The organism is Micromonospora globbae (assembly GCF_036184225.1).
GTDB lineage: Bacteria > Actinomycetota > Actinomycetes > Mycobacteriales > Micromonosporaceae > Micromonospora > Micromonospora globbae.
The window spans coordinates 1,325,181-1,344,772 of sequence record NZ_CP108084.1 but is presented as its reverse complement, the minus strand read 5'-3'; the positions used below and the strand labels follow the sequence as shown (position 1 = coordinate 1,344,772).

21 protein-coding genes are annotated in these 19,592 nt (G+C 74.8%); 13 read left to right on the top strand and 8 right to left on the bottom strand.

Features of this window, described 5'->3' with window-relative positions:
* Positions 1–2: 2 nt before the first annotated feature.
* The gene (locus tag OG994_RS05985; RefSeq protein WP_328852473.1) at positions 3–2,240 is read left to right on the top strand and encodes a hypothetical protein; all 2,238 of its coding nucleotides are present in this window, start codon (positions 3–5) and stop codon (positions 2,238–2,240) included.
* 16 nt (positions 2,241–2,256) lie between these two features.
* Here OG994_RS05985 and OG994_RS05980 read toward each other — a convergent pair whose 3' ends face one another.
* Together OG994_RS05980 and OG994_RS05975 are read right to left on the bottom strand one after the other, a co-directional pair.
* On the bottom strand, positions 2,257–2,670 hold the full coding sequence (locus OG994_RS05980; protein ID WP_328852472.1) for a RidA family protein: 414 nt from the start codon (positions 2,668–2,670) through the stop codon (positions 2,257–2,259).
* The gene (locus tag OG994_RS05975; RefSeq protein ID WP_328852471.1) at positions 2,667–3,485 is read right to left on the bottom strand and encodes an NAD(P)-dependent oxidoreductase; all 819 of its coding nucleotides are present in this window, start codon (positions 3,483–3,485) and stop codon (positions 2,667–2,669) included. Before OG994_RS05975 ends, OG994_RS05980 begins: the two co-directional genes overlap by 4 nt.
* A 94-nt stretch (positions 3,486–3,579) precedes the next feature.
* Here OG994_RS05975 and OG994_RS05970 point away from each other — a divergent pair, with 94 nt between their 5' ends.
* From OG994_RS05970 to OG994_RS05940, 7 genes are all read left to right on the top strand, one after another.
* Positions 3,580–4,473: a LysR family transcriptional regulator gene (locus OG994_RS05970; protein ID WP_328852470.1), complete on the top strand. Its 894-nt coding sequence runs from the start codon at positions 3,580–3,582 to the stop codon at positions 4,471–4,473.
* Between the two features lie 134 nt (positions 4,474–4,607).
* Positions 4,608–5,099: an SsrA-binding protein SmpB gene (smpB, locus tag OG994_RS05965; protein ID WP_120326289.1), complete on the top strand. Its 492-nt coding sequence runs from the start codon at positions 4,608–4,610 to the stop codon at positions 5,097–5,099.
* A gap of 324 nt (positions 5,100–5,423) precedes the next feature.
* Positions 5,424–5,816, top strand: a complete 393-nt coding sequence (locus tag OG994_RS05960) for an SCO5389 family protein (protein WP_120326290.1) — start codon at positions 5,424–5,426, stop codon at positions 5,814–5,816.
* A gap of 141 nt (positions 5,817–5,957) precedes the next feature.
* Positions 5,958–6,383, top strand: coding sequence for a TOBE domain-containing protein (locus OG994_RS05955; protein ID WP_328852469.1), 426 nt, complete (start codon positions 5,958–5,960; stop codon positions 6,381–6,383).
* Entirely contained in the window at positions 6,380–7,162 is a 783-nt protein-coding gene (gene modA, locus OG994_RS05950; protein ID WP_328852468.1) for a molybdate ABC transporter substrate-binding protein, read from the top strand. The genes OG994_RS05955 and modA overlap by 4 nt, the downstream gene beginning before the upstream one ends.
* On the top strand, positions 7,159–7,998 hold the full coding sequence (locus OG994_RS05945) for an ABC transporter permease (RefSeq protein ID WP_120326293.1): 840 nt from the start codon (positions 7,159–7,161) through the stop codon (positions 7,996–7,998). The genes modA and OG994_RS05945 overlap by 4 nt, the downstream gene beginning before the upstream one ends.
* Positions 7,995–9,062 carry an ABC transporter ATP-binding protein gene (locus OG994_RS05940; RefSeq protein WP_328852467.1) on the top strand — a complete coding sequence of 356 codons (1,068 nt, stop codon included), beginning with the start codon at positions 7,995–7,997 and terminating at the stop codon, positions 9,060–9,062. The genes OG994_RS05945 and OG994_RS05940 overlap by 4 nt, the downstream gene beginning before the upstream one ends.
* A 61-nt stretch (positions 9,063–9,123) precedes the next feature.
* Here the strand turns inward: OG994_RS05940 and OG994_RS05935 are convergent, their stop codons facing one another.
* Complete coding sequence (locus OG994_RS05935) at positions 9,124–9,537, bottom strand: type II toxin-antitoxin system Phd/YefM family antitoxin (protein ID WP_328852466.1); 414 nt, start codon at positions 9,535–9,537, stop codon at positions 9,124–9,126.
* Between the two features lie 121 nt (positions 9,538–9,658).
* Between OG994_RS05935 and OG994_RS05930 the strand changes: the two genes are divergently transcribed.
* Positions 9,659–11,110, top strand: coding sequence for a chitinase (locus OG994_RS05930; protein ID WP_328852465.1), 1,452 nt, complete (start codon positions 9,659–9,661; stop codon positions 11,108–11,110).
* Between the two features lie 8 nt (positions 11,111–11,118).
* Here OG994_RS05930 and OG994_RS05925 read toward each other — a convergent pair whose 3' ends face one another.
* Entirely contained in the window at positions 11,119–11,694 is a 576-nt protein-coding gene (locus OG994_RS05925; protein WP_120326297.1) for a GNAT family N-acetyltransferase, read from the bottom strand.
* A gap of 245 nt (positions 11,695–11,939) precedes the next feature.
* Here OG994_RS05925 and OG994_RS05920 point away from each other — a divergent pair, with 245 nt between their 5' ends.
* The 4 genes from OG994_RS05920 (at position 11,940) to OG994_RS05905 (ending at position 15,352) form a co-directional block, all read left to right on the top strand.
* Entirely contained in the window at positions 11,940–12,953 is a 1,014-nt protein-coding gene (locus OG994_RS05920; RefSeq protein WP_120326298.1) for a phosphotransferase family protein, read from the top strand.
* A gap of 100 nt (positions 12,954–13,053) precedes the next feature.
* Complete coding sequence (locus OG994_RS05915; RefSeq protein WP_120326299.1) at positions 13,054–13,389, top strand: ArsR/SmtB family transcription factor; 336 nt, start codon at positions 13,054–13,056, stop codon at positions 13,387–13,389.
* On the top strand, positions 13,389–13,703 hold the full coding sequence (locus tag OG994_RS05910) for a hypothetical protein (RefSeq protein WP_120326300.1): 315 nt from the start codon (positions 13,389–13,391) through the stop codon (positions 13,701–13,703). Before OG994_RS05915 ends, OG994_RS05910 begins: the two co-directional genes overlap by 1 nt.
* Before the next feature lie 8 nt (positions 13,704–13,711).
* The gene (locus tag OG994_RS05905) at positions 13,712–15,352 is read left to right on the top strand and encodes a serine hydrolase domain-containing protein (RefSeq protein ID WP_328852464.1); all 1,641 of its coding nucleotides are present in this window, start codon (positions 13,712–13,714) and stop codon (positions 15,350–15,352) included.
* Here the strand turns inward: OG994_RS05905 and OG994_RS05900 are convergent.
* The 4 genes from OG994_RS05900 to OG994_RS05885 all read right to left on the bottom strand — a co-directional run bounded on the left by OG994_RS05900 (position 15,312) and on the right by OG994_RS05885 (position 19,586).
* The gene (locus OG994_RS05900; RefSeq protein ID WP_328852463.1) at positions 15,312–15,812 is read right to left on the bottom strand and encodes an anthrone oxygenase family protein; all 501 of its coding nucleotides are present in this window, start codon (positions 15,810–15,812) and stop codon (positions 15,312–15,314) included. The genes OG994_RS05905 and OG994_RS05900 overlap by 41 nt on opposite strands.
* Positions 15,813–15,874: 62 nt before the next feature.
* Complete coding sequence (locus OG994_RS05895) at positions 15,875–17,692, bottom strand: IucA/IucC family protein (protein ID WP_328852462.1); 1,818 nt, start codon at positions 17,690–17,692, stop codon at positions 15,875–15,877.
* A complete protein-coding gene (locus tag OG994_RS05890) occupies positions 17,689–18,294 on the bottom strand; it encodes a GNAT family N-acetyltransferase (RefSeq protein WP_328852461.1) in 606 nt (201 codons plus the stop codon). Before OG994_RS05890 ends, OG994_RS05895 begins: the two co-directional genes overlap by 4 nt.
* Positions 18,291–19,586, bottom strand: a complete 1,296-nt coding sequence (locus tag OG994_RS05885; RefSeq protein WP_120326670.1) for a lysine N(6)-hydroxylase/L-ornithine N(5)-oxygenase family protein — start codon at positions 19,584–19,586, stop codon at positions 18,291–18,293. Before OG994_RS05885 ends, OG994_RS05890 begins: the two co-directional genes overlap by 4 nt.
* Positions 19,587–19,592: the final 6 nt, after the last annotated feature.

Genomic DNA, 19,592 nt, shown 5'->3' with positions numbered 1-19,592 from the left:
CGATGTCGGAGACGCCAGCGCCGTCGAGCGGGCCGGCGGCGTCCGGCGATGTCGTCGAGCTGCGCGTGCACGGGGTCTCCGGGGCGGGTGCCGAGCAGGTCCTGGGACGGCCGCACGCCCACCAGGTCGCCGGTGACCGCAACGGCGGCTTCTACCGCCCGCGTCCCGGCTATCCCGACACCGCCGGCCCGGCCGGGGTGACGCTGGAGGCGTACCGCTGGAGCGACCTGCCCTCGGGCACGGCGGTACGGACGTTGTCGCTGGTGTTCCTGCTGCCGTTCATGCTCTGCAACGTGGCGGTCTGGATGCGCCCGGACACCCCCCGCTCCCACGCCGCCATGAAGGCGCTGTGCCGGGTGCTCGGGCTCACGCTGACCGTGCTCTACGTGCTCTCCATCGTCGGAGTCGCCCTGGACCTGGTCGCCTGGCAGTGCATGGCCGTCCCGCGGTGCGTCAGCAACCGGGACTGGCTCTCCTGGCTGGGCGAGCGGCCGACGGGACAGCGCCTCGCGGTGCTCAGCGTCGTCCCGGCGGCCGCCATCGGCCTGCTGTGGTGGCTCGGCGCCCGGCCCGGCCGCCCCTTCACCGCCTTCCGGTCGCCGCTGGCGGCCCGGGTCAGCGTGCAGGAGCTGAGTGCCGTGGGCCAGTGGGACACCGCACCGATCGTGGGCAGACTACGGTCGATCCACGTCGCGACGGCGTTCGCCACGCTGGACGCGACGCTGCTCGCCGCCCGGGCCCGACCCGGCTCGTCCGTCGCCGCGCAGGTGCTGGCCCTGGTCGTGGGAGCGCTCCTGCTCGTCTGCGTGGCGTTGGTCTGCGCCCATCGCATGATCGACGAGGCCGAGCCCGGCGCGCGGGTGGACCGGCTCACCCGCAGCCTGCGCACGGTGGCGTGCGGGTTGACCGTCCTGGTCGTGGTGGTCGTCCTCGTCGACCCCGCGCCGTGGCCGCCGGGCGTCGGGATGCCCGGGTACGGGGAGACGGTCGCCTCGATCTTCATCACCCAGACGGTGCTGCTGGCCGCCATCGGGCTGCTCGTGCTGCGCCAGCGTCGAGCGCGGGGCGTCCCGCCGCGCGGGCGTGGCGCCCCGGCGGTCGCGGCCATCGCCACGGGTCTCGCGGTGGCGTTCTCCGCCGAGCTGGTGTACCGGGTCGCGGACCTGCTCAACCGGAACCAGCCCACCCCGGGTCAGCTCCTGATGAGTCCGCCGGTGGCGTACATGTGGGCCATCTTCGGGTTCGTGCTGGCGGTGGTCGGCACGCTGGTCGTCGCCGGTCTGGTCACCGTCGTCTCGGGCCGGAGTCGGTTCCGCGACGCCGCCGCCATCGTCGCCCGGGACTTCCCCGACGCCCCGCCCGAGGCGAACGACCGGCTGCGCCAGGTCGAGCGTGCGATCGCCCGGGCCCGGTTCACCGAGCGGCTGGAGTCGCTCACGGTGGTGTACGCGTCCCTCGTCGGGCTCGGCCTGGCCACCAGCGCCTTCGGCTTCATGGGGCACTACCCGGCGGACCTCGTCCAGGGCTACATCGGCGTGCCGGGCGACCTGGTGAACTTCCTCGTCGGCGTGGGCAGCTGGGTGATCGCCGGCCTCCTCCTCGGCCTGGTCGTCGGCGGCATCTTCGCGTACCGGACCGCCGAGTTCCGCCGCTACGTCGGCGTCATCTGGGACCTCGGCACGTTCTGGCCCCGCTCGGCCCACCCGTTCGCCCCGCCCTGCTACGCCGAACGGGCCGTGCCCGAGCTGGCCCGGCGGATCACCTACCTGACCGGGCGGGGCGACCGCGTCCTGCTCTCCGGGCACAGCCACGGCTCGGTGCTGCTCGCCGCGACCGTGCTCCAGCTCCCACCAGAGGTGACCGACCGGGTCGCCCTGCTCACCTACGGCTCGCCGCTGCGTCGGCTCTACGGGCCGCTCTTTCCCGCGTACGTCGGCGAGGAGACCCTGCGGGAGGTGGGGCGGCGGGTGGGCTGGCGATGGATCAACATCTGGCGGGAGACCGACCAGATCGGCGGCTGGATCTTCTCGCCCCGGCGGCAGGACGACCCGGCGCCGGCCGACGACCCGGCGGCGATGGTGGACCGGCGGGAGATCGACCCGCCCGACGTGGTCGTCCCACCGAGCGACAGCGTGCCCCCGCAGATCCTCGGGCACTGGCCGAACGAGACCGACGCGCGGTTCGTGGCTGCCGTGCGGGAACTGGCCGACCGGCTCCAGGCCGACACCGGCCGGCCGTAGCCCCGCACCGGCCGGGTCAGCGCGCCGCCGGCACGGCGGCGGTGACCTCGACCTCGATCACCGCCCCGGGCAGGAAGAGCCGGCTCACCTCGACGGTGGTGCTGGCCGGTGGTGGCGTGGCCGTGAAGAGCCGGCGCCGGACTGCCGCGTACCCGGGCAGGTCGTCGAGGTCGGTGAGGAAGCTGCGGATGTGCAGCACGTCGGCGAGGCTCGCCCCGTGCGCGGCGAGCACGCCGCCGACGATCTCGAAGATCCGTTCGGACTGCGCGACGACGTCGCCCGGCGCGACCACGTGGCCGTCGTCGTCGACGCCGACCTGCCCGGCGAGGAGGAGCAGCGCGCCGCCGCCGACGTCGAGCCGGGCCACGTGGGCGAACCGGTCGCCGAAGGGCGCGGCGACGATGCGGGGGTTGTCGAGGGTGGGTCTCACAGGAGTTCTCCGTTGGTCAGGGTGGCGATGTCGGCAGTCGGGTCGGGTGCGGCGGCCAGGGCCGCCCGGGCGGCGTGGACCAGGGGCGCGGGAGCGCCGCCGAGCGCGGTGAGGACGAGGCCGAGGTCCTTGTCGGCCAGCGTGATCGGGAAGTCGGCGTCCGCGCTGGTGGCCCGGGCGACGGCGGCGCCGAGCGGACCGCCGCCGAGCAGGTCCAGGGCGGTGTCCCGGTCGATCCCGACGGCCCGCGCCACGGCGAGCGCGTCGGCGACCCCGGCGACGCCGATCAGCAGCGCGGCGTTGAGCACGAGCTTGGCGGCCGACCCGCTGCCGGTGGGCCCCAGGTGCCGTACGGCGCCGAGCGCCAGCACCGGGCGGACCCGCGCGACGGCCGCGGCCGGGCCGCCGGCGTACACCCGCAGGCGTCCGGCTGCCGCGGCCGACACGCTCCCGGCCACCGGGGCGTCCACGAGGTCCACACCGTCGGGGAGCCGGCCGGCCACGGCCCGGACGGCCTCCGGTCCGATGGTGGACATCTCGACGAGGCAGGCGCCCGGGGCGAGGCCCGGGGCGGCGCCGCCCGGTCCGAACAGGACGGCGTCGACGGCGGCCGGATCGGCCAGCATCGTGACGGTGACGTCGGCTCCGGCGACGGCCTCGGCGGGCGAGTCGGCCACCTGCCCACCGGCCGCCCGCAGCGGATCGGTACGGGCGGCCGTGCGGTTCCAGACCGTCACCGGGTGCCCGGCGGCGAGCAGGCGGCGGGCGATGGACGCGCCCATCCGTCCGGCGCCGAGTACGGCGATCTTCAGCATGCCCGGAACGCTATGCCACTCCGCGCGATGCGACCAGCGAATGATGTTCATGGCTGGCATGCGTGTGCCGCATGGCAGCGGCTATCGTCGCGGCATGCAGATCGAGGCGCTCGACGTGCTGCGCACCGTCGTCCGGCACGGATCCATCACGGGGGCCGCCCGCGAGCTGCGCTACACCCAGTCGGCGGTGTCCCGGCAGATCGCGGCGCTCGAGGCGGAGTTCGGGGTGGTGCTCTTCGACCGGTTGCCGCGGGGCGTGGCGCTCACCGAGGAGGGGCGGCGGCTCCTCCCCCACGTCGAGGCCGTCCTCGACCGGCTCACCACGGCCCGCCGCGAGTTGGACGCGCTGCGCGGGCTGGGTGGCGGGCGGCTGCGGGTGGGCGCCTTCCCGACCGCGGTGGCCGCGCTGGTCCCCCGCGCCCTGGCGGCGTTCCGGGCCGCGCACCCCCAGGTCGGCCTCTCACTCGTGGAGGGGCGTACGCCGGCCCTGCTGGAGCGGCTGCTCGCCGGTGACGCGGACGTCGCCGTGGTGAGCGCGCCCCCGGACCAGCCGCTCGACGCCGAGCGGTTCGACCTGCACCACCTGCTCGACGAACGTCTGCTCGTCGCGGTGCCCCGGCGGCATCCACTGGCCGGCCGCGAGACGGTCCGGTTGGCCGAGCTGGCCGGCGAGTGCTTCATCGCCGGGTCGGCGGACGGGGCCGACCCGTTGATGCGGGCCGCCATGCCGCCGGGTTTCCGGCCCCGCATCGACATCGTCTCCGCCGACTGGACCGGGAAGCTGGGCTGCGTGGCGGCCGGGCTGGGCGTCGCGCTCGTGCCCGCCCTGGCCGTCCGGGCCGCCCCGGCGGACCTCGCCCTGCTGCGGCTGCACCCCGACGACGCGCCGGCGCGGCGGGTGTACGCGGCCACGGTGGCCCACCGGCACCGCGCCCCGGCGGCAGCGGCGCTGCTCCCCGTCCTGACCAAGGTGGCCACAACCCTATGACCCCGGACCCCCGCGGCCGATCTCCCCGCGATCTTGCAGTTTCTGCCCCGGCGTTTCGGGCGTAACGGCGCAGAACACGGACCGAAAGTGCAAGATCGCGGGGGGAAGGGCGGGGCGCGGATATCCTTCGCCGGGTGAACGCCTCCCGGCAGCCGTCGCGCCAGCTGATCGCCTCGAACAAGAAGGCGCGGCACGACTACACGATCCTCAAGACGTACGAGGCCGGCATCGTGCTGGTGGGCACCGAGGTCAAGTCGCTGCGGGAGGGACGCGCGTCGCTGGTCGACGCGTTCGCCCAGGAGCGCAACGGCGAGATCATGCTGTACGGGCTGCACATCGCCGAGTACGGCTTCGGCAGCTGGACCAACCACCAGCCGCGGCGCACCCGGAAGCTGCTGCTGCACCGCGTGGAGATCGAGCGGATCCTCGCGAAGACCCGCGAGGGCGGCATCACGCTGGTGCCCCTGTCGATGTACTTCGAGAACGGCTGGGCCAAGGTCGAGCTGGCGCTGGCGCGGGGCCGCCGCTCGTACGACAAGCGCCAGGCGCTCGCCGAGCGCGACGCCAACCGCGAGATCGCCCGGGAGATGGGCCGACACCTCAAGGGTCGTACGCGCCGGTCCTGACCGCGTCCCGCCACCGTCGGCGCCGGGGATCCACCGGCGCCGGCCTCCTGCCTCGCGGCCGGTCGTTGCCGCCGCGCGTGCCACCGCCCGTCCGCCGGTCGGCACCGCTACCCGCCGCGCGTGCCACCGCCCGTCCGCCGGTCGGCACCGCTACCCGTCGGTCGGCGCTGACCCGCCCGTCGGTCGCACCGGCCCCGCCCGGCCGGCGCGTCGGCGTGTCCCGGGCCGGCGCGCCGACGGGCGGTTGACCGCCCTCCTCCGTCGTGCTGTGCTCGGACCACGACCGTTATTGGAAACGGTTGTCGTTTTGAATGGAGGATGACCATGTCTCTCACCGTCCCACCGGCCCTGCTCGACACCGCCCAGCGGGGCCCGGTCGACGACGCCGACTTCGTCGCGTGCGTCCGCGATTCGCTGCCGTACGCCTGGCAGACCGTGAGCCGCGTGGTCGCCGAACTCGACGCCACCGGGGCCGAGCACGCCGACGACGCGCTGCCCCCGCCGACCGAGGCCGAGCGCGGCCAGTTGCTCCGGGCGCTCGCGAGCGACGCCATCCGCGGCGGCCTGGAGCGGCACTTCGGCGTGCGACTGGCCTTCCAGAACTGCCACCGGGTGGCCGCGTTCCGCCCGGCGGCCGTCGACTCGGCGGCCTACCGCGACTTCGTCTCGCCCCGGGGCCAGCTGCTCAACCAGTCGCCCGAACTGCGCAACTGCTGATGCGCGCGCCCGCCGTCCCTGCGCTGGCGGGGACGGCGGGCCTACGCGACCGCAGTTGCGGCATCGCGTCGCTATCACCCCTCGCATCTGCGAGGACGTCGGCCCCTTGGCCTCCGCAGCTGCGGAGGCTAGGGTGCTCCCGTGGGATCGTTCCGGATCGGGGAGGCCGCCGAACTGCTCGGCGTCAGCGCGGACACGGTCCGCCGGTGGATCGACGCCGGCCGGTTGCCGGCCGGCCGCGACGAGCACGGGCACCGCGTGATCGCCGGTGTCGACCTGGCCGCCTTCGCCCGCGGTCAGGGCGCGGACCCGACCGAGGGCGCCGAGTCCTCGTCGGCCCGCAACCGGCTGCGCGGCATCGTGGTCAACGTCGTGAAGGACACGGTGATGGCGCAGGTCGACATCCAGGCCGGGCCGTTCCGGATCGTGTCGCTCATGAGCCGGGAGGCGGCCGACGAGCTGGATCTCCAGGTCGGGTCGGTGGCCGTCGCGGTCATCAAGTCGACCACGGTCGTGGTCGAGCGGGCCGCCCCGGCGGCCGGAGCGCGGGGCAGGGCCGGCGCGTGAGGCGGGCACGGGTCCGCGCGACGGTGGCCACCGCGCTGGCGGTCGCCGTGGCGGCGAGCGGTTGCGGCGGTGGCGACAGCCCGGGCGGCGGCGGGTCCGGGATCTCCGGCACCGTGACGGTCTTCGCCGCGGCGTCGCTGACCGAGTCCTTCACCCGTATCGGCGATGACTTCGAGGCCGCCAACCCGGGCACCACGGTCGTGTTCAACTTCGGTGGCAGCTCCGGCCTCGCCACCCAGATCAACGAGGGCGCGCCGGCCGACGTGTTCGCCGCGGCCGCGCCCCGGAACATGGCGACCGTCACCGACGCCGGCAACGCCGACGGCACGCCGAGCATCTTCGCCCGCAACCAGTTGGTGATCGCGGTGGCCCGGGGCAACCCCAGGGGGATCCGCGGCCTCGCCGACCTGGCGCGGCCCGGGACGGCGGTGGCGCTCTGCGCCGAGCAGGTGCCGTGCGGGGCGGCCGCGCGGACGGCCCTGGACGCCGCGTCGGTGGACCTGACCCCGGTCACCCTCGAACAGGACGTGAAGGGCGCCCTCGCCAAGGTACGGCTCGGCGAGGTCGACGCGGCACTCGTCTACCGCACCGACGCGGCGGCGGCCGACGACGACGTCAGCGCCGTCGAGTTCCCCGAGTCGGCCCGCGCCGTCAACGACTACCCGATCGTCGCCCTCGCGGACGCGCCGAACCCGGCCGGCGCGCGGGCCTTCGTCGCGTACGTCCGCTCCGACGCCGGCCGGGCCGTGCTCACCGGGGCGGGTTTCCAGACGCCGTGACCGCGACCCGCGACGCCCCGCCCGCCGCGCCGGCCGTCCGGCGTACGCCCTCGCGGCGCACCCGGATCCCCCTGCCGCTGCTGCTCCCCGCCGCGCTCGGCCTGCTCTTCCTCGTCCTGCCGCTGGGTGGACTGCTCGTCCGTACGCCGTGGTCCACCCTGCCGCAGCGCCTCACCGAGCCGGGCGCGTTGACGGCGCTGCGGCTGTCGTTGCAGACGGCGACGCTGGCCACCGGCCTCTGCCTGCTGCTCGGCGTCCCCCTGGCGTGGCTGCTCGCCCGCGTCGAGTTCCCCGGCCGGCGGATCGTCCGCGCCCTGGTCACCGTGCCCCTGGTGCTGCCGCCGGTGGTCGGCGGGGTCGCGCTGCTGCTCGTCTTCGGGCGCCGGGGGCTGCTCGGCGGCTGGCTCGACGCGACGTTCGGGATCACCCTGCCGTTCACCACCGCCGGGGTGGTGCTCGCGGAGGCGTTCGTGGCGATGCCGTTCCTCGTGATCGCCGTCGAGGGGGCGCTGCGGGCCGCCGACCCGCGCTACGAGGAGGCGGCGGCCACCCTGGGCGCCGGCCGGTGGACGACCTTCACCCGTGTCACGCTCCCGCTGGTCGCGCCGGGCCTCGCCGCCGGCGCGGTGCTGTGCTGGGCGCGGGCGCTCGGCGAGTTCGGCGCCACCATCACGTTCGCCGGCAACTACCCCGGCCGGACGCAGACGATGCCACTCGCCGTCTACCTGGCGCTGGAGACCGACCTCGAGGCCGCCATCGTGCTCAGCGTCGTGCTGCTGGCCGTCTCCGTCACCATCCTCGCGGCGCTGCGCGACCGCTGGATCAGTGCGCCGTGACCGCCGCGCTGCTCGACGCCCGGCTCGTGGTCGACCGGGGAGCCTTCCGGCTCGACGTGCCGCTGCGGGTGGCCGCCGGCGAGGTGGTCGCGCTGCTCGGCCCGAACGGCGCCGGCAAGACCACGGCGTTGCGGGCGCTCGCCGGCCTGCAACCGCTCACCGACGGGCACGTCACCCTGGCCGGCACGGATCTCGACCGGCCGGCGCGGGGCAGCTGGGTGCCCACCGAACGGCGCCCGGTCGGCGTGGTCTTCCAGGACTACCTCCTGTTCCCGCACCTGACGGCACTGGAGAACGTGGCCTTCGGGCCGCGGCGGCGCGGCGCCGACCGGCGGGCGGCTCGCGACACCGCCCGGGAGTGGCTGCGCCGGGTCGGGCTGGCCGGGCACGAGCACCGGCGGCCCCGGCAGCTCTCCGGCGGGCAGGCGCAGCGCGTCGCCCTGGCCCGGGCGCTCGCCGTGGCGCCGTCGCTGCTGCTGCTGGACGAGCCGCTCGCGGCGCTGGACGCGCGGACCCGGTTGGAGACGCGGGCGGAGCTGCACCGGCACCTCGCCGCGCACCCCGGGGCGACCCTGCTGGTCACCCACGACCCGCTGGACGCGCTGGCGCTGGCCGACCGGCTGGTCATCGTGGAGGGTGGCCGGGTGGTGCAGGAGGGCGACGCCGAGAGCGTCACCGCCCGGCCACGCACCGACTACGTGGCCCGGCTCGTCGGCCTGAACCTGTACCGGGGCCGGGCCGACGGCGACCGGGTACGCGTGGCCGACGGACTGCACCTGACCGTCGCCGACCGGGTCACCGGCGAGGCGTACGTGGCGTTCCGGCCGGCCGCGGTGGTCGTGCACCCGGCCCGCCCCGACGGCAGCGCGCGCAACGCCTGGCCGGCCACGGTGAGCGGGGTGCAACGGCACGGCGACTACCTGCGGGTGCGCCTGGACGGGCCGATCGCCGTGGCCGCGGACGTCACGCCGGCCGCCGCCGCGCAGCTCCACCTGACCCCCGGGCAGGAGGTGTGGGCGGCCGTGAAGGCGGCCGAGACCCACGCCTACCCGGCCACCGGCTGACCGGCGGGGCCGCCGGAGGACGCCGGCCCACGGCCGACCGCCGGGGACACCGGCGGCGGGCTCAGTCGGCGAGCAGGTCGGCGTGGGCGGCGCGGAGCCGGGCCAGGGCCGGATCGCCGCCCGGCGCGGCCCGCCGGTCGAGTTCGGCCCACGCCTGCGCCAACGCGGCGCGAAGCGTGCCCAGCTCGGCGGCGTGCCGTCTGCCGCTCTGGCGGCGCAGCTCGTCGAGGCGGCGGGCCCAACCGCTGGTGACGGCGGCGAGCCGGTCGGCGTCGGCCCGGGTCTGCGCCATCGTGCGGGCGGCGGCGGCCGGCACGATGGCGGCGACGGGACGCGGGTCGCCGTCGCGGGTCACCACGGTGACGGTGTCGGCCAGCTCGGCGAGGGCGACGAGCTGGGTGAGCCGGGTGCGCACCTCGCGCAGCGGCAGGGTGCGCGGCTGGTCGGAACGAGGGGTCGAGGCGGGGACAGCCATGGATGCATGGTGCCGCCGGGGTGCGACAGAACGGGGAGCCCGGAGCCCTGGACATCTACAGTTAACAATCCTAATAATTGTGCATCCGTCGATCCGACGGCCCTCGTACCGGGAGGTCCGGATGCGTCGTCATGCCCGTACGCTGCTGGCCGCCGCGGCCGCGCTCGCCACCGCCGCCGCCGTCACCCTCGCCGTCGCCGCGCCCGCGCAGGCCGCCGGCCCGACCGCCACGTTCGTGAAGACCGCCGACTGGGGCACCGGGTGGGAGGGGAGGTACTCCTACTGGGACGCCACCGTGAGCAGCTCCGGGCAGCGCCACACCTTCACGAACCGGTCGTGGAACGGCACCGTCGCGCCCGGGGCGTCGGTCACCTTCGGCTTCCTGGCCACCGGCTCCGGCTCCCCCACCGACTGCACGCTCAACGGCGCGCCCTGCGGCGGCGGCACACCGACCACCCCGCCGACCACGACGCCCCCGCCCACGACGCCCCCGCCGACGACCCCTCCCCCGACCACCCCGCCACCGACCACCCCGCCGCCCGGCGGGCTGCCCCGCCACGCGCTGATCGGCTACCTGCACGCCACCTTCGCCAACGGCTCGGGCTACCTGCGGATGGCCGACGTGCCGTCGGACTGGGACATCATCAACCTCGCCTTCGGCGAGCCCACCTCACCGACCTCCGGTGACATCCGCTTCGCGCTCTGCCCCGCCAGCGAGTGCCCCGGGGTGGAGACCGAGGCCGAGTTCGTCGCGGCGATCCGCGCGAAGCAGCAGCAGGGCGGGAAGGTACTGCTCTCCATCGGTGGACAGAACGGCCAGGTGCAGCTCACCACCACCGCCGCCCGCGACACCTTCGTCCGCTCCGTCTCGGCCATCATCGACCGCTACGGGCTCGACGGCCTCGACATCGACTTCGAGGGGCACTCGCTCTACCTGAACGCCGGCGACACCGACTTCCGCAACCCGACCACGCCGGTGGTCGTCAACCTGATCGCGGCCATCCGCACCCTGAAGCAGCGCTACGGCGCGGGCTTCGTCCTGACCATGGCGCCGGAGACGTTCTTCGTCCAGCTCGGCTACCAGTTCTACGGCCCGGGCCCGTGGGGCGGGCAGGACCCGCGCGCCGGGTCGTACCTGCCGGTGATCCACGCCCTGCGCGACGACATCACCGTGCTGCACGTGCAGGACTACAACTCCGGCCCGATCATGGGGCTCGACAACCAGTACCACACGATGGGCAACGCCGACTTCCACGTGGCGATGACCGACATGCTGCTCGCCGGCTTCCCCGTCGCCGGCAACACCTCCGCCGTCTTCCCGCCGCTCCGGGAGGACCAGGTGGCCTTCGGCGCGCCGTCCTCACCGAGCGCCGGCAACGGCTACCTGGCCCCGGCCGGCGTGCAGGCGGCCGTGAACTGCCTCGTACGCGGCCAGAGCTGCGGCGCCTACGTCCCCCGCAGCGGCACCAACCCCGCGTTCCGCGGCCTCATGACCTGGTCGATCAACTGGGACCGCTACTACGCCTGGGAGTTCCGGCTCAGCCACGGCCCCTTCCTGAGGGCGCTGCCCTGAGCGGCGGCTCAGGCGGACGCCCCGGGCGGCCCGGCCGGCACCGCCGCCCGCCACTCGGGGGCGAGCACCGACCAGACCTCGAGGTCGATCCGCCCGGACGGGCCGGGGTAGACCTCGCGGAGCGTACCGTCGTGACGCAGGCCCAACCGGCGCGCGAGCGCGATGCTGCGCACGTTGGCCGCGTTGGTCCGCCACTCCACCCGGTGGATGCCGCGCTCGCGCACGGCCCAGTCGATGAGCCGCCGCGCGGCCGGGAACACCAGGCCGTGCCCCTCCGCGGCGGGCTCCAGCCAGCAGCCCACCTCGCACACCCCGAGCGCGACGTCGAACGAGACGAACATGACCCCGCCGACGAGGTCGCCGCGCCACCACAGCCCCCAGATGCCGCCGGCGTCGCGGGCCCACCGGTCGGCGTACCGCTGGAGGACGGCACGGGCCGACTCGAGGTCGGTGGCCACGAAGGACGGTGACACCCACGGGCTGATGTGCTCCCGGGCGCGGTCGAGGTGGGTGAGGAACTCCTCGGCCCGCCACGGTTCCAGCGGGCGCATCTCGAGGTCGGTGGTGAGCGGCAGCGTGAACATCGGGGCTCCGCGGGCGGTCGGGGGTGTCGGGCCCGCACCATCCTGCCCTCCCGCGCCGCCCGGCCCTCCGCCGGGTGGGCCTCGTCGGTCGGGTGGGCCGCCGGCGGCCGGGTGGGTTTCGTCGGTCGCGCGGGTGCCCGAACACCGACCGATCGCGGGACCACGCGAGCGCCGGGCGGCGTCTACGGTGGCCCTGTGCCGCAGCACGTGATCATGCCCGCGCCGGCGCGCCCGGACGGCCCCCGGTGAGCGCCCACAGCCCGACCCAGCGCCGGCTCACGCCCGACGAGGTGGCCCGGCTGGTCCGCGCCTCGTTCGGTCCGGGGCCGGCGGTGGCCGACTGCGGACCGCTCGGTGGGGGCGGGTTCGCCGCCGTGTGGTGGGTACGCCTCGACGACGGCCGCGAGGCGGTGCTGAAGGTCGCGCCCCCGCCGGACGCGCGGCTGCTCCGGTACGAGCGCGACCTCTGCGCGGCGGAGGCCCGCTACTTCCGGCTGGTCGCCGCCCACGCGCCGCGAGTGCCGGTGCCGCCGCTGCTGCACCACGGCGCCGACCCGGCGTACGGCGAGTGGCTCGTGATGGGCCTGCTGCCCGGCCGGTCCCTGGCCGACCTGGCCGCCGACGGCGGGGTGGACGACGGACCGGCACGGTTCGACAGCGGCGTGGCGCTCGCCGCCCTGCACACGGTGACCGGTGCCCGGTTCGGCTACGACGACGCCCACCGACCGTCCGGGGCGACGTGGCGGGAGGCGTTCGGCGCCATGGTGGACGCGCTGCTCGCCGACGCCGCCGACTGGGACGTCCGGCTACCGGCCGCACCCGAGTGGATCCGCGCGCTGGTCGGGCGGCACGCCCCGGCGCTGGACGCGGTACGGCGGCCGGCGCTGCTGCACTTCGACGGGTGGGACGGCAACGTGCTCGCCGCCCCGGGTCCCGACGGGCGGCTACGGCTCACGGGCCTGGTGGACGGCGAACGGTTCCTCTACGGCGACCCGCTCATGGACCTCGTCTCGCCGCTGCTGCTGCGCAAGGTGGAGGACGAGCCCGATCACCCGGTGCTGCGCGGCTACCGCAGCGCCGCGCCGCTCGACCTCGACGCCGCGGCGGCCCGCCGGCTCAGCCTCTACCGGATGTACCTCTACCTGCTGATGGTCGTGGAGATGCCCAGCCGCGGCATGACCCCCGACAGCCATCCGGAGCGGCACACCGACCTGGCCGACCTGCTGCACCAGGAACTCACCGACCTCGCCCGGGACTGACGCGACGTCGTCGGCCCCGCCTTGACACCTCCGTGCCCAGGGTGTCAGCATCTTCTGACAGGGGGATGTCAGAGATAGCTGACGCCGGGAGGGCTGACGAATGGACGCCGCGCCGCCGACCGGCACGCAGCTGCTCGCCGTGCTCGCCGCGCTCGCGAGCCCGCATCGGCTGCGGATCGTCGCCGCGCTCGCCGAGGGCCGCAGCTACGTGAGCGAACTGGCGCGCCGCCTCCAGATGAACCGGCCTCTGCTCTACATGCACCTGCAACGCCTGGAGGCGGCCGGACTGGTCGTCGGCACCCTCGAGACGGCGCCCGACGGCAGCTCCGTGAAGTGGTTCGAGGTCGTGCCCTTCGCGCTCTCCCTGACACCCGCGACGGTCGCAGCGGCCGTGCCGACATTGGAAGCCGGTGGCTCCGGAAAGGACGAGAAGTGATGACGGCAGCAAGCGACGACATCGCCCAGGTCGGGATCATCACGTCGACCGTGATGGTGATCGCCCTGGTGGCGATCACGGCGTTCGTGGCGCTGGGCGTCTACCGGGCCCGGCACTCCGCCGCCCGGGAGGCGCACTACCGGGGTCTCGCCGAGCAGGCCGGCGAGACGCAGGCCCGGCTGGCCGAGGACTCCCGGCAGACCGTGGCGGAGCTGAAGGGGCTGCGGTCGGACGTCCAGGCCACCCAGGCCGAACTCGGCCGGGTCCGGGAGCGCCTCACCGAACTCGAGCGCCTGCTCAGCCAGATCGGATGAGCGCGGCCGTGAGGCGCCCGGTACAGCGGCTCCGCCGCGCGGCGGCCCTCGTCGCCGCGGCCGCCTGCCTGGTCCCGGCCGGCGGCCCGCCGGCGTACGCCGCCGCCGACGACACCGCCCGGGTGCGCGCGTACCTGGACCGCTACCGGGACGCCAACCACATCCCGGGACTCGCGGTGGCCGTCGTACGCGGCGACCGGGTGATGCAGGAGCACACGCTCGGTGTCACCGGCGACGGGACACCGGTGACACCCCGGACCCCCTTCCTGCTCGGGTCGGTGAGCAAGCCGTTCACCGCGCTCGCGGTGCTGCAGCTCGCCGAGGCCGGATCGGTCGACCTCGACGCACCGGCCCGCGCGTACCTGCCGTGGCTGCGCCTCGGTGACGAGACGACGAGTGGGCGGGTGACCGTCCGGCACCTGCTCACCCACACGAGCGGGCTCCCCGAGGTGGCCACGAGGGGCCTCACGGACCGTTTCGACAACAGCCCGGGCGGGCTGGCCCGGTCGGTGCGGGACCTCGCCGACGTGCCGCTGGCCGGGCCGCCGGGCGGCCAGCACCGGTACAGCGACGGGAACTACCTGGTGCTCGGCGCGATCGTCGAGGCGGTCACCGGCCGCACGTTCGCCGAGCAGCTCCACCGGGCGGTGCTCGACCCGTTGCGGATGCGGCAGGCGGCTGCCACGGCCGACGAGGCGGAGCGGGTGGGGCTACCCGCCGGGCACCGCCGCTACCTCGGCCGGCCGCAACGCTTCGACCCGCCGTACGACACCTCCGGCGTCCCGTACGGCTACCTGGCCGCCAGCCTCACCGATCTCGGCCACTTCGCGATCGCCCAGCTCGACGACGGCCGGTACGGGTCGACGCGGGTGTTGTCGCCCGCCGGCGTCACGCGGATGCACCAGGGTCAGGTCACCGCCGGCGGCGGCCGGTACGCCCTCGGCTGGCGGGAGAGCACACTGGACGACGTCGGCGGGACCCGGCTGGTCTGGCACGCGGGCGCCACCCCCGGCTACTTCACGCACCTGGTGCTCGTCCCCGGCACGGACCTGGCCGTGATCGTGCTGGCCAACCTCTACCATCCGGCGGCCGACCCGGCGCTCGTCTCCGCCGGCTTCGACCTCGTGCGGATCCTGCTCGGCGCACCACCCGCGCCGGCGGCGGAGGACGGCATGCTGCTCGCGGTGGCCCCCGCGTTGTTCGGCGTCGCCGGCCTGCTCCTCGTCGTGATCGCCATGACCGTCGTTCGCGGCGTGCGCCGGCGCCGCGACGGGCCGCCACCGGTCGTCCGGGCGCTGGTCACGGCCGCCGTCTGGGCGGTCGGCTGCGCCGCCCTGGCCGGCGCCGTGCCGTGGGGGCTGCCCGCGTACCTGGGCGGGCTGGGCACGGTGCTGCTGTGGGCGCCGGACGCCGGTCACGCGGCGGTGGCCGCCGCCGTGCTGGCGGGCGCCCTCGGGCTGACCCGGGTCACGTTCGCCCTCGCCGCCGTACGGGCCGCCCGTGGCCGCCGTGTGGCGGCGCCGGCCGACCGCGATGGAGCGGGCGGCGGGCCGGGCGACGGGGGCGGCGGGCCGGGCGGCGGCGCTGGCGTCCGGGGCGGCGAGTCGGTCAGCCGGCGACCCTACCGTGCGCTACCAGGGCCCAGGTGAGCAGCGCGAACGCGGCCGTCGAGGCGAGCGCCCGCACCAGGTTCCACCGGATCCAGGCGGGGGCGAACCGGTCCCGCACCGCCGGGAGGTCGGTGAGCCGGTCGGGGTCGCCGGCCCGGGCGAGCGCCTCGTTGAGCGGCACGTTGACGGCCATGGTGACCACCAGGACGACCACGTAGAGCAGCAGCGCCGCGACGATCCACGGCAGCACGGGTGTCCACGCGCCGCCCAGGTGCAGCGCGGCGGCCGCGCCCGTGAACACCAACGCGCCGAAGAAGCAGACGAAGAACCAGCCGTTCAGGATGGACTCGTTGATGCGCTGCATCGCCACGACCAGGGTCCGGTCGTCGGCCCGGGCCAGGCCGGGCATGACGGAGTAGGCGAAGGCGGCGAACAGGCCGGCCATCAGCCCGGTGGTCACCGTCGCGGCGATCAGGGTCAGGGTGCGCAGCAGGATCATGCCCGCCATTCAACGCGGTGGCCGCCACCGGGCCGCGTGCGGGTGGATCATGGACGGCCGCCTCACCGCCCCGGCGCGTACGGCGCGAGCGGGTTGGCCAGCGTGCCGACGAGCTGGAGCGCCGCCGACGGGTCGGCGAGGTCCACCATCTGCTGGTTGTCGCGCAACTGGAGACGGTTGAGACAGGACAGCGCGAACTCGGGGGCGAACAGGTCGTACCGGCGGGCGCGCTCGGCCAGGTGCGGGACGCTCGCCAGGTAGTCGGCCGCGCAGGCGGCCACCGTACGCCAGAAGGACTCCTCGCCGAGCGTGCCCACCTCGTCGAGGATCGCGGCGAGGTGCCGCAGGAAGCAGTCCACCACGTCGGTGAAGATGGACAACAGCTTCATCTCCTCCGGCACGTCGGCCCGGATCCGCTCGACCGCCGGGGGCAGCGGGCGGTCGGCGCTCATCACGACGATCTCCTCGGCGATGTCCTTGAAGATGACCCGCTCGACCGTGTCCCGCTCGTCGAGCACCATGATGACGTTCTCGCCGTGCGGCATGAACGCCAGGTCGTAGGCGTAGAAGGCGTGCAGCAGCGGAGTCAGGTAGGCGTCCAGGTACCGGCGCAGCCACACCTCCGGCGCGAGGCCCGACCGGTCGATCAGGGCCGCGGCGAGGGATCCGCCGTCGCGGTCGACGTGCAGCAGCGCGGCCATGGTGGCCAGCCGCCGGCCCGGCGCCAGGCTCGGCACGGGGCTCTCCCGCCACAGCGCGGCGAGCATCTTGCGGTACGGGGAGTAGCGGTCGGTGGCCGCCTCGTACTGCGGGTGCCGGTAGCCGACGGCGGCCCGCTCCCGGATGATGCTGATGCCGGTGGCGGCGAACACCTCGTCGCCGGCCACCAGGTCGGCGAGCCAGTCGTTGATGGCGGGCGTGGCCTCCATGTACGCGGCCGACAGGCCCCGCATGAAGCCCATGTTGAGCACCGACAGCGCGGTCTTGACGTAGTGCCGCCGCGGCTCGGTGAGGTTGAAGAAGGTGCGGATGGACTGCTGGGCGAGGTGCTCGTCCGGGCCGGGGCCGAGGTGGACGAGGCGGCGTCGGGCCACCTCGCCGGCGAAGGTGACGGACAGCTTGTGCCGCCACTGCCACGGGTGGACGGGGATGAGCAGGTAGTCGGCGAGGTCGAGGCCGAGGCCGGCCATGACGGCGGCGAACCGGTCCAGCGTCTCCGCGCCGAGCTCGCCCGCCACGAGGGTGTCGTAGTCGAGGTCCGCGGCGGCGCTGAACGACGCGTGGTCACGGTGGGCCGCGAGCCAGACGAGCCGCACCGGCCGGCCTGCCTCCGGCGCGTACCGGTGGTACTCGTCGATGCCGAAGCCGAGGCGGCCGTTGTTGGCCACGAAGCAGGGATGCCCCTCGGTCATCGAGGTCTCGATGGTCTGGAAGTCGGCGACGGCGAGTTCCTTCGCGGTCACCGGCGGCCGGTCGAGCTTGTAGGCGATGCCGGCCAGGGTGGACGTGATCTCCTCCAGGTAGACCGGCAGGACCCGGTCGGAGAGCCCGAGCGACGCGCGCAGGTCGAGGACGAGGTCGACGGCGTCCAGCGGGAGTTCCCCGCCGTCGCGGTGGCGGGTGATGCTCGCCGCGTCGATCTGCCAGTGTTCGAGGGCCCGCACCCGGGCCGCGAAGCGGTAGGTGACCGCGCCGTCGTCGCTGGCCACCGCGTACCACCGGGCGCCGGCGGCGGGCGCGGCGCCGGCGGGCGCGGCGACGGGCCGCGGGGTGAGCAGCCGTTCGTGGGCGAACTCGGCGAGCGCCTTGCGGACCAGCAGGCGGTTGGCGCGCGCCCAGTGCGCCGGGGTGAGGTGGGCGACGGGGTCGAACGTGCTCACGCGGGCACTCCGTCCGTGCGGGAGGCCGGCGCGGCGGGGTCGCCGAGGCCGGTGGCGGCGTGGAAGCGGTCGCGGGTGCAGATGCTCAACAGGGCGTCCTTCTCGGGTTTGGCGACGGTGCCGACGACCTCGAAGCCGACGGCGGCGTTCAGCGCGTGGACGGCGGTGTTGCGGACGTCGGGCTCGACCACCACCCGGCGGGTCGCGGGGTCGGCGAAGAGCCAGGCCACGACCGTCGTGATCACGGCGCGGGTGAAGCCGTGCACCGGGGCGTCGGTGGGCGCGCAGAGGAAGTGCATGCCGACGTCGCCGGGGCGGGCCTCGTACAGGCCGACGAGTTCGACGTGGGCGGGGTCGTAGCGTTCGGCGAGGAACGCGGGCTCGCCCCGCCAGTGCCCGAGGTACGCGTCGTGGTGCGGGTGGTCGGCGATGCGGCGGTACTCCCGCGCCACCTGGGCCACGTCGGCGTCCTGCATGAGCCAGAACACCGCCTTCGGGTGGGTCACCCACCGGTGCAGCAGCCGCGCGTCGGCGTCCGGGTCGACCGGCCGGAGGGTGAACTCCCCCAGCCTCGGGTCGCGCCTCGTGAAGACCGGGCTCACGGCGCCACCCCCGCCGGCGCGCCGAACTCCTGGAAGGTGATGCTCTTCTCGATCGGGTAGTGCTCGCGGCCCAGCAGCTCCCGGATGATCCACGAGTTGCGGTACGGCCCCATGCCCAGGTCGGGCGAGGTGATGCTGTGCGTGTGGGTGCCGGCGTTCTGGAGGAAGATGCCCCGTCCGGTGTGGTCGATGCTGTAGTTGCGGGCCACGTCGAACCGGCCGTGCGCGTCCCAGCGGATCCGGTCCCGCACCGGCTCCAGGAACGCCGGGGTCCGGTAGCGGTAGCCGGTGGCCAGCACGAGCGCCTCGGTGCGCAGGGTGAAGTCGCGCTCCTGCTCCACGTGCCGCAGCCCGAGGGTGTACGTGCCGGTGGCCGCGTCGTGCGCGGCGGTGACCAGTTCGGTGTTGGTGAGCAGCCGGGTGTTCACGGGGCCGGGCACGCTGCGCTCGTACAGCAGGTCGAAGATGTCGTCGACGAGGTCGGCGCTGATCCCCTTGAACAGGCCCTTCTGCTCGGACTCCAGCCGGTAGCGGGTCGCCTCCGGCAGCGCGTGGAAGTAGTCCACGTAGTCCGGTGAGGTCATCTCCAGCGTGAGCTTGGTGTACTCGAGGGGGAAGAAGCGGGGCGAGCGGGTCACCCAGTTGAGCTGGTAGCCGTACGTGTCGATGTCGCCGAGCAGGTCGTGGTAGATCTCCGCGGCGCTCTGCCCGCTGCCGATCACCGTGATACTCCGCTTCGTCCGCAGCGCCGCCCGGTGTTCGAGGTAGCGCGACGTGTGCACCGGATCGCCGCCCAGCCCCTCGCAGGCGGGCGGCACGTACGGCGGGGTGCCGGTGCCGAGCACCAGGTGCCGGGCCCGGTACGTGACCGTCTCTCCCCCGTCGACCCGGGCGTGCACGACGTACCGGTCGTCCGCCGGGTCGTACTCGACAGTCGTGACCTCGTGGTCGAACCGCAGGTTGGGCAGCTTCGCGGCGGCCCAGCGGCAGTAGGCGCTGAACTCGCTGCGCAGCGGGTAGAAGCTCTCCCGGATGTAGAACGGGTAGAGCCGGCCGGTCTCCTTGAGGTAGTTGAGGAACGAGAACGGCGAGGTGGGGTCGGCGAGGCTCACCAGGTCGGCCAGGAACGGCGTCTGCAACCGGGCCGAGGACAGCAGCATGCCGGGATGCCAGTCGACGCCCGGCCGGGCCTCGAGGAACACGCCGTCCAGTTCGGGGATCGGCGCGGTGAGACAGGCCAGGCCCAGGTTGTACGGGCCCAGGCCGATGGCGATGAAGTCGTGCGTGGACATCCGGCC

What these genes read in the sequence shown, in the direction of transcription:
- OG994_RS05985 (WP_328852473.1), top strand. Translation starts at nt 3, where the DNA reads ATGTCGGAGACGCCAGCGCCGTCGAGCGGGCCGGCGGCGTCCGGCGAT.
- OG994_RS05975 (WP_328852471.1), bottom strand. Translation starts at nt 3,485, where the DNA reads ATGCTGAAGATCGCCGTACTCGGCGCCGGACGGATGGGCGCGTCCATC.
- OG994_RS05970 (WP_328852470.1), top strand. Translation starts at nt 3,580, where the DNA reads ATGCAGATCGAGGCGCTCGACGTGCTGCGCACCGTCGTCCGGCACGGA.
- OG994_RS05960 (WP_120326290.1), top strand. Translation starts at nt 5,424, where the DNA reads ATGTCTCTCACCGTCCCACCGGCCCTGCTCGACACCGCCCAGCGGGGC.
- OG994_RS05935 (WP_328852466.1), bottom strand. Translation starts at nt 9,537, where the DNA reads ATGGCTGTCCCCGCCTCGACCCCTCGTTCCGACCAGCCGCGCACCCTG.
- OG994_RS05930 (WP_328852465.1), top strand. Translation starts at nt 9,659, where the DNA reads ATGCGTCGTCATGCCCGTACGCTGCTGGCCGCCGCGGCCGCGCTCGCC.
- OG994_RS05925 (WP_120326297.1), bottom strand. Translation starts at nt 11,694, where the DNA reads ATGTTCACGCTGCCGCTCACCACCGACCTCGAGATGCGCCCGCTGGAA.
- OG994_RS05915 (WP_120326299.1), top strand. Translation starts at nt 13,054, where the DNA reads ATGGACGCCGCGCCGCCGACCGGCACGCAGCTGCTCGCCGTGCTCGCC.
- OG994_RS05910 (WP_120326300.1), top strand. Translation starts at nt 13,389, where the DNA reads ATGACGGCAGCAAGCGACGACATCGCCCAGGTCGGGATCATCACGTCG.
- OG994_RS05900 (WP_328852463.1), bottom strand. Translation starts at nt 15,812, where the DNA reads ATGATCCTGCTGCGCACCCTGACCCTGATCGCCGCGACGGTGACCACC.
- OG994_RS05885 (WP_120326670.1), bottom strand. Translation starts at nt 19,586, where the DNA reads ATGTCCACGCACGACTTCATCGCCATCGGCCTGGGCCCGTACAACCTG.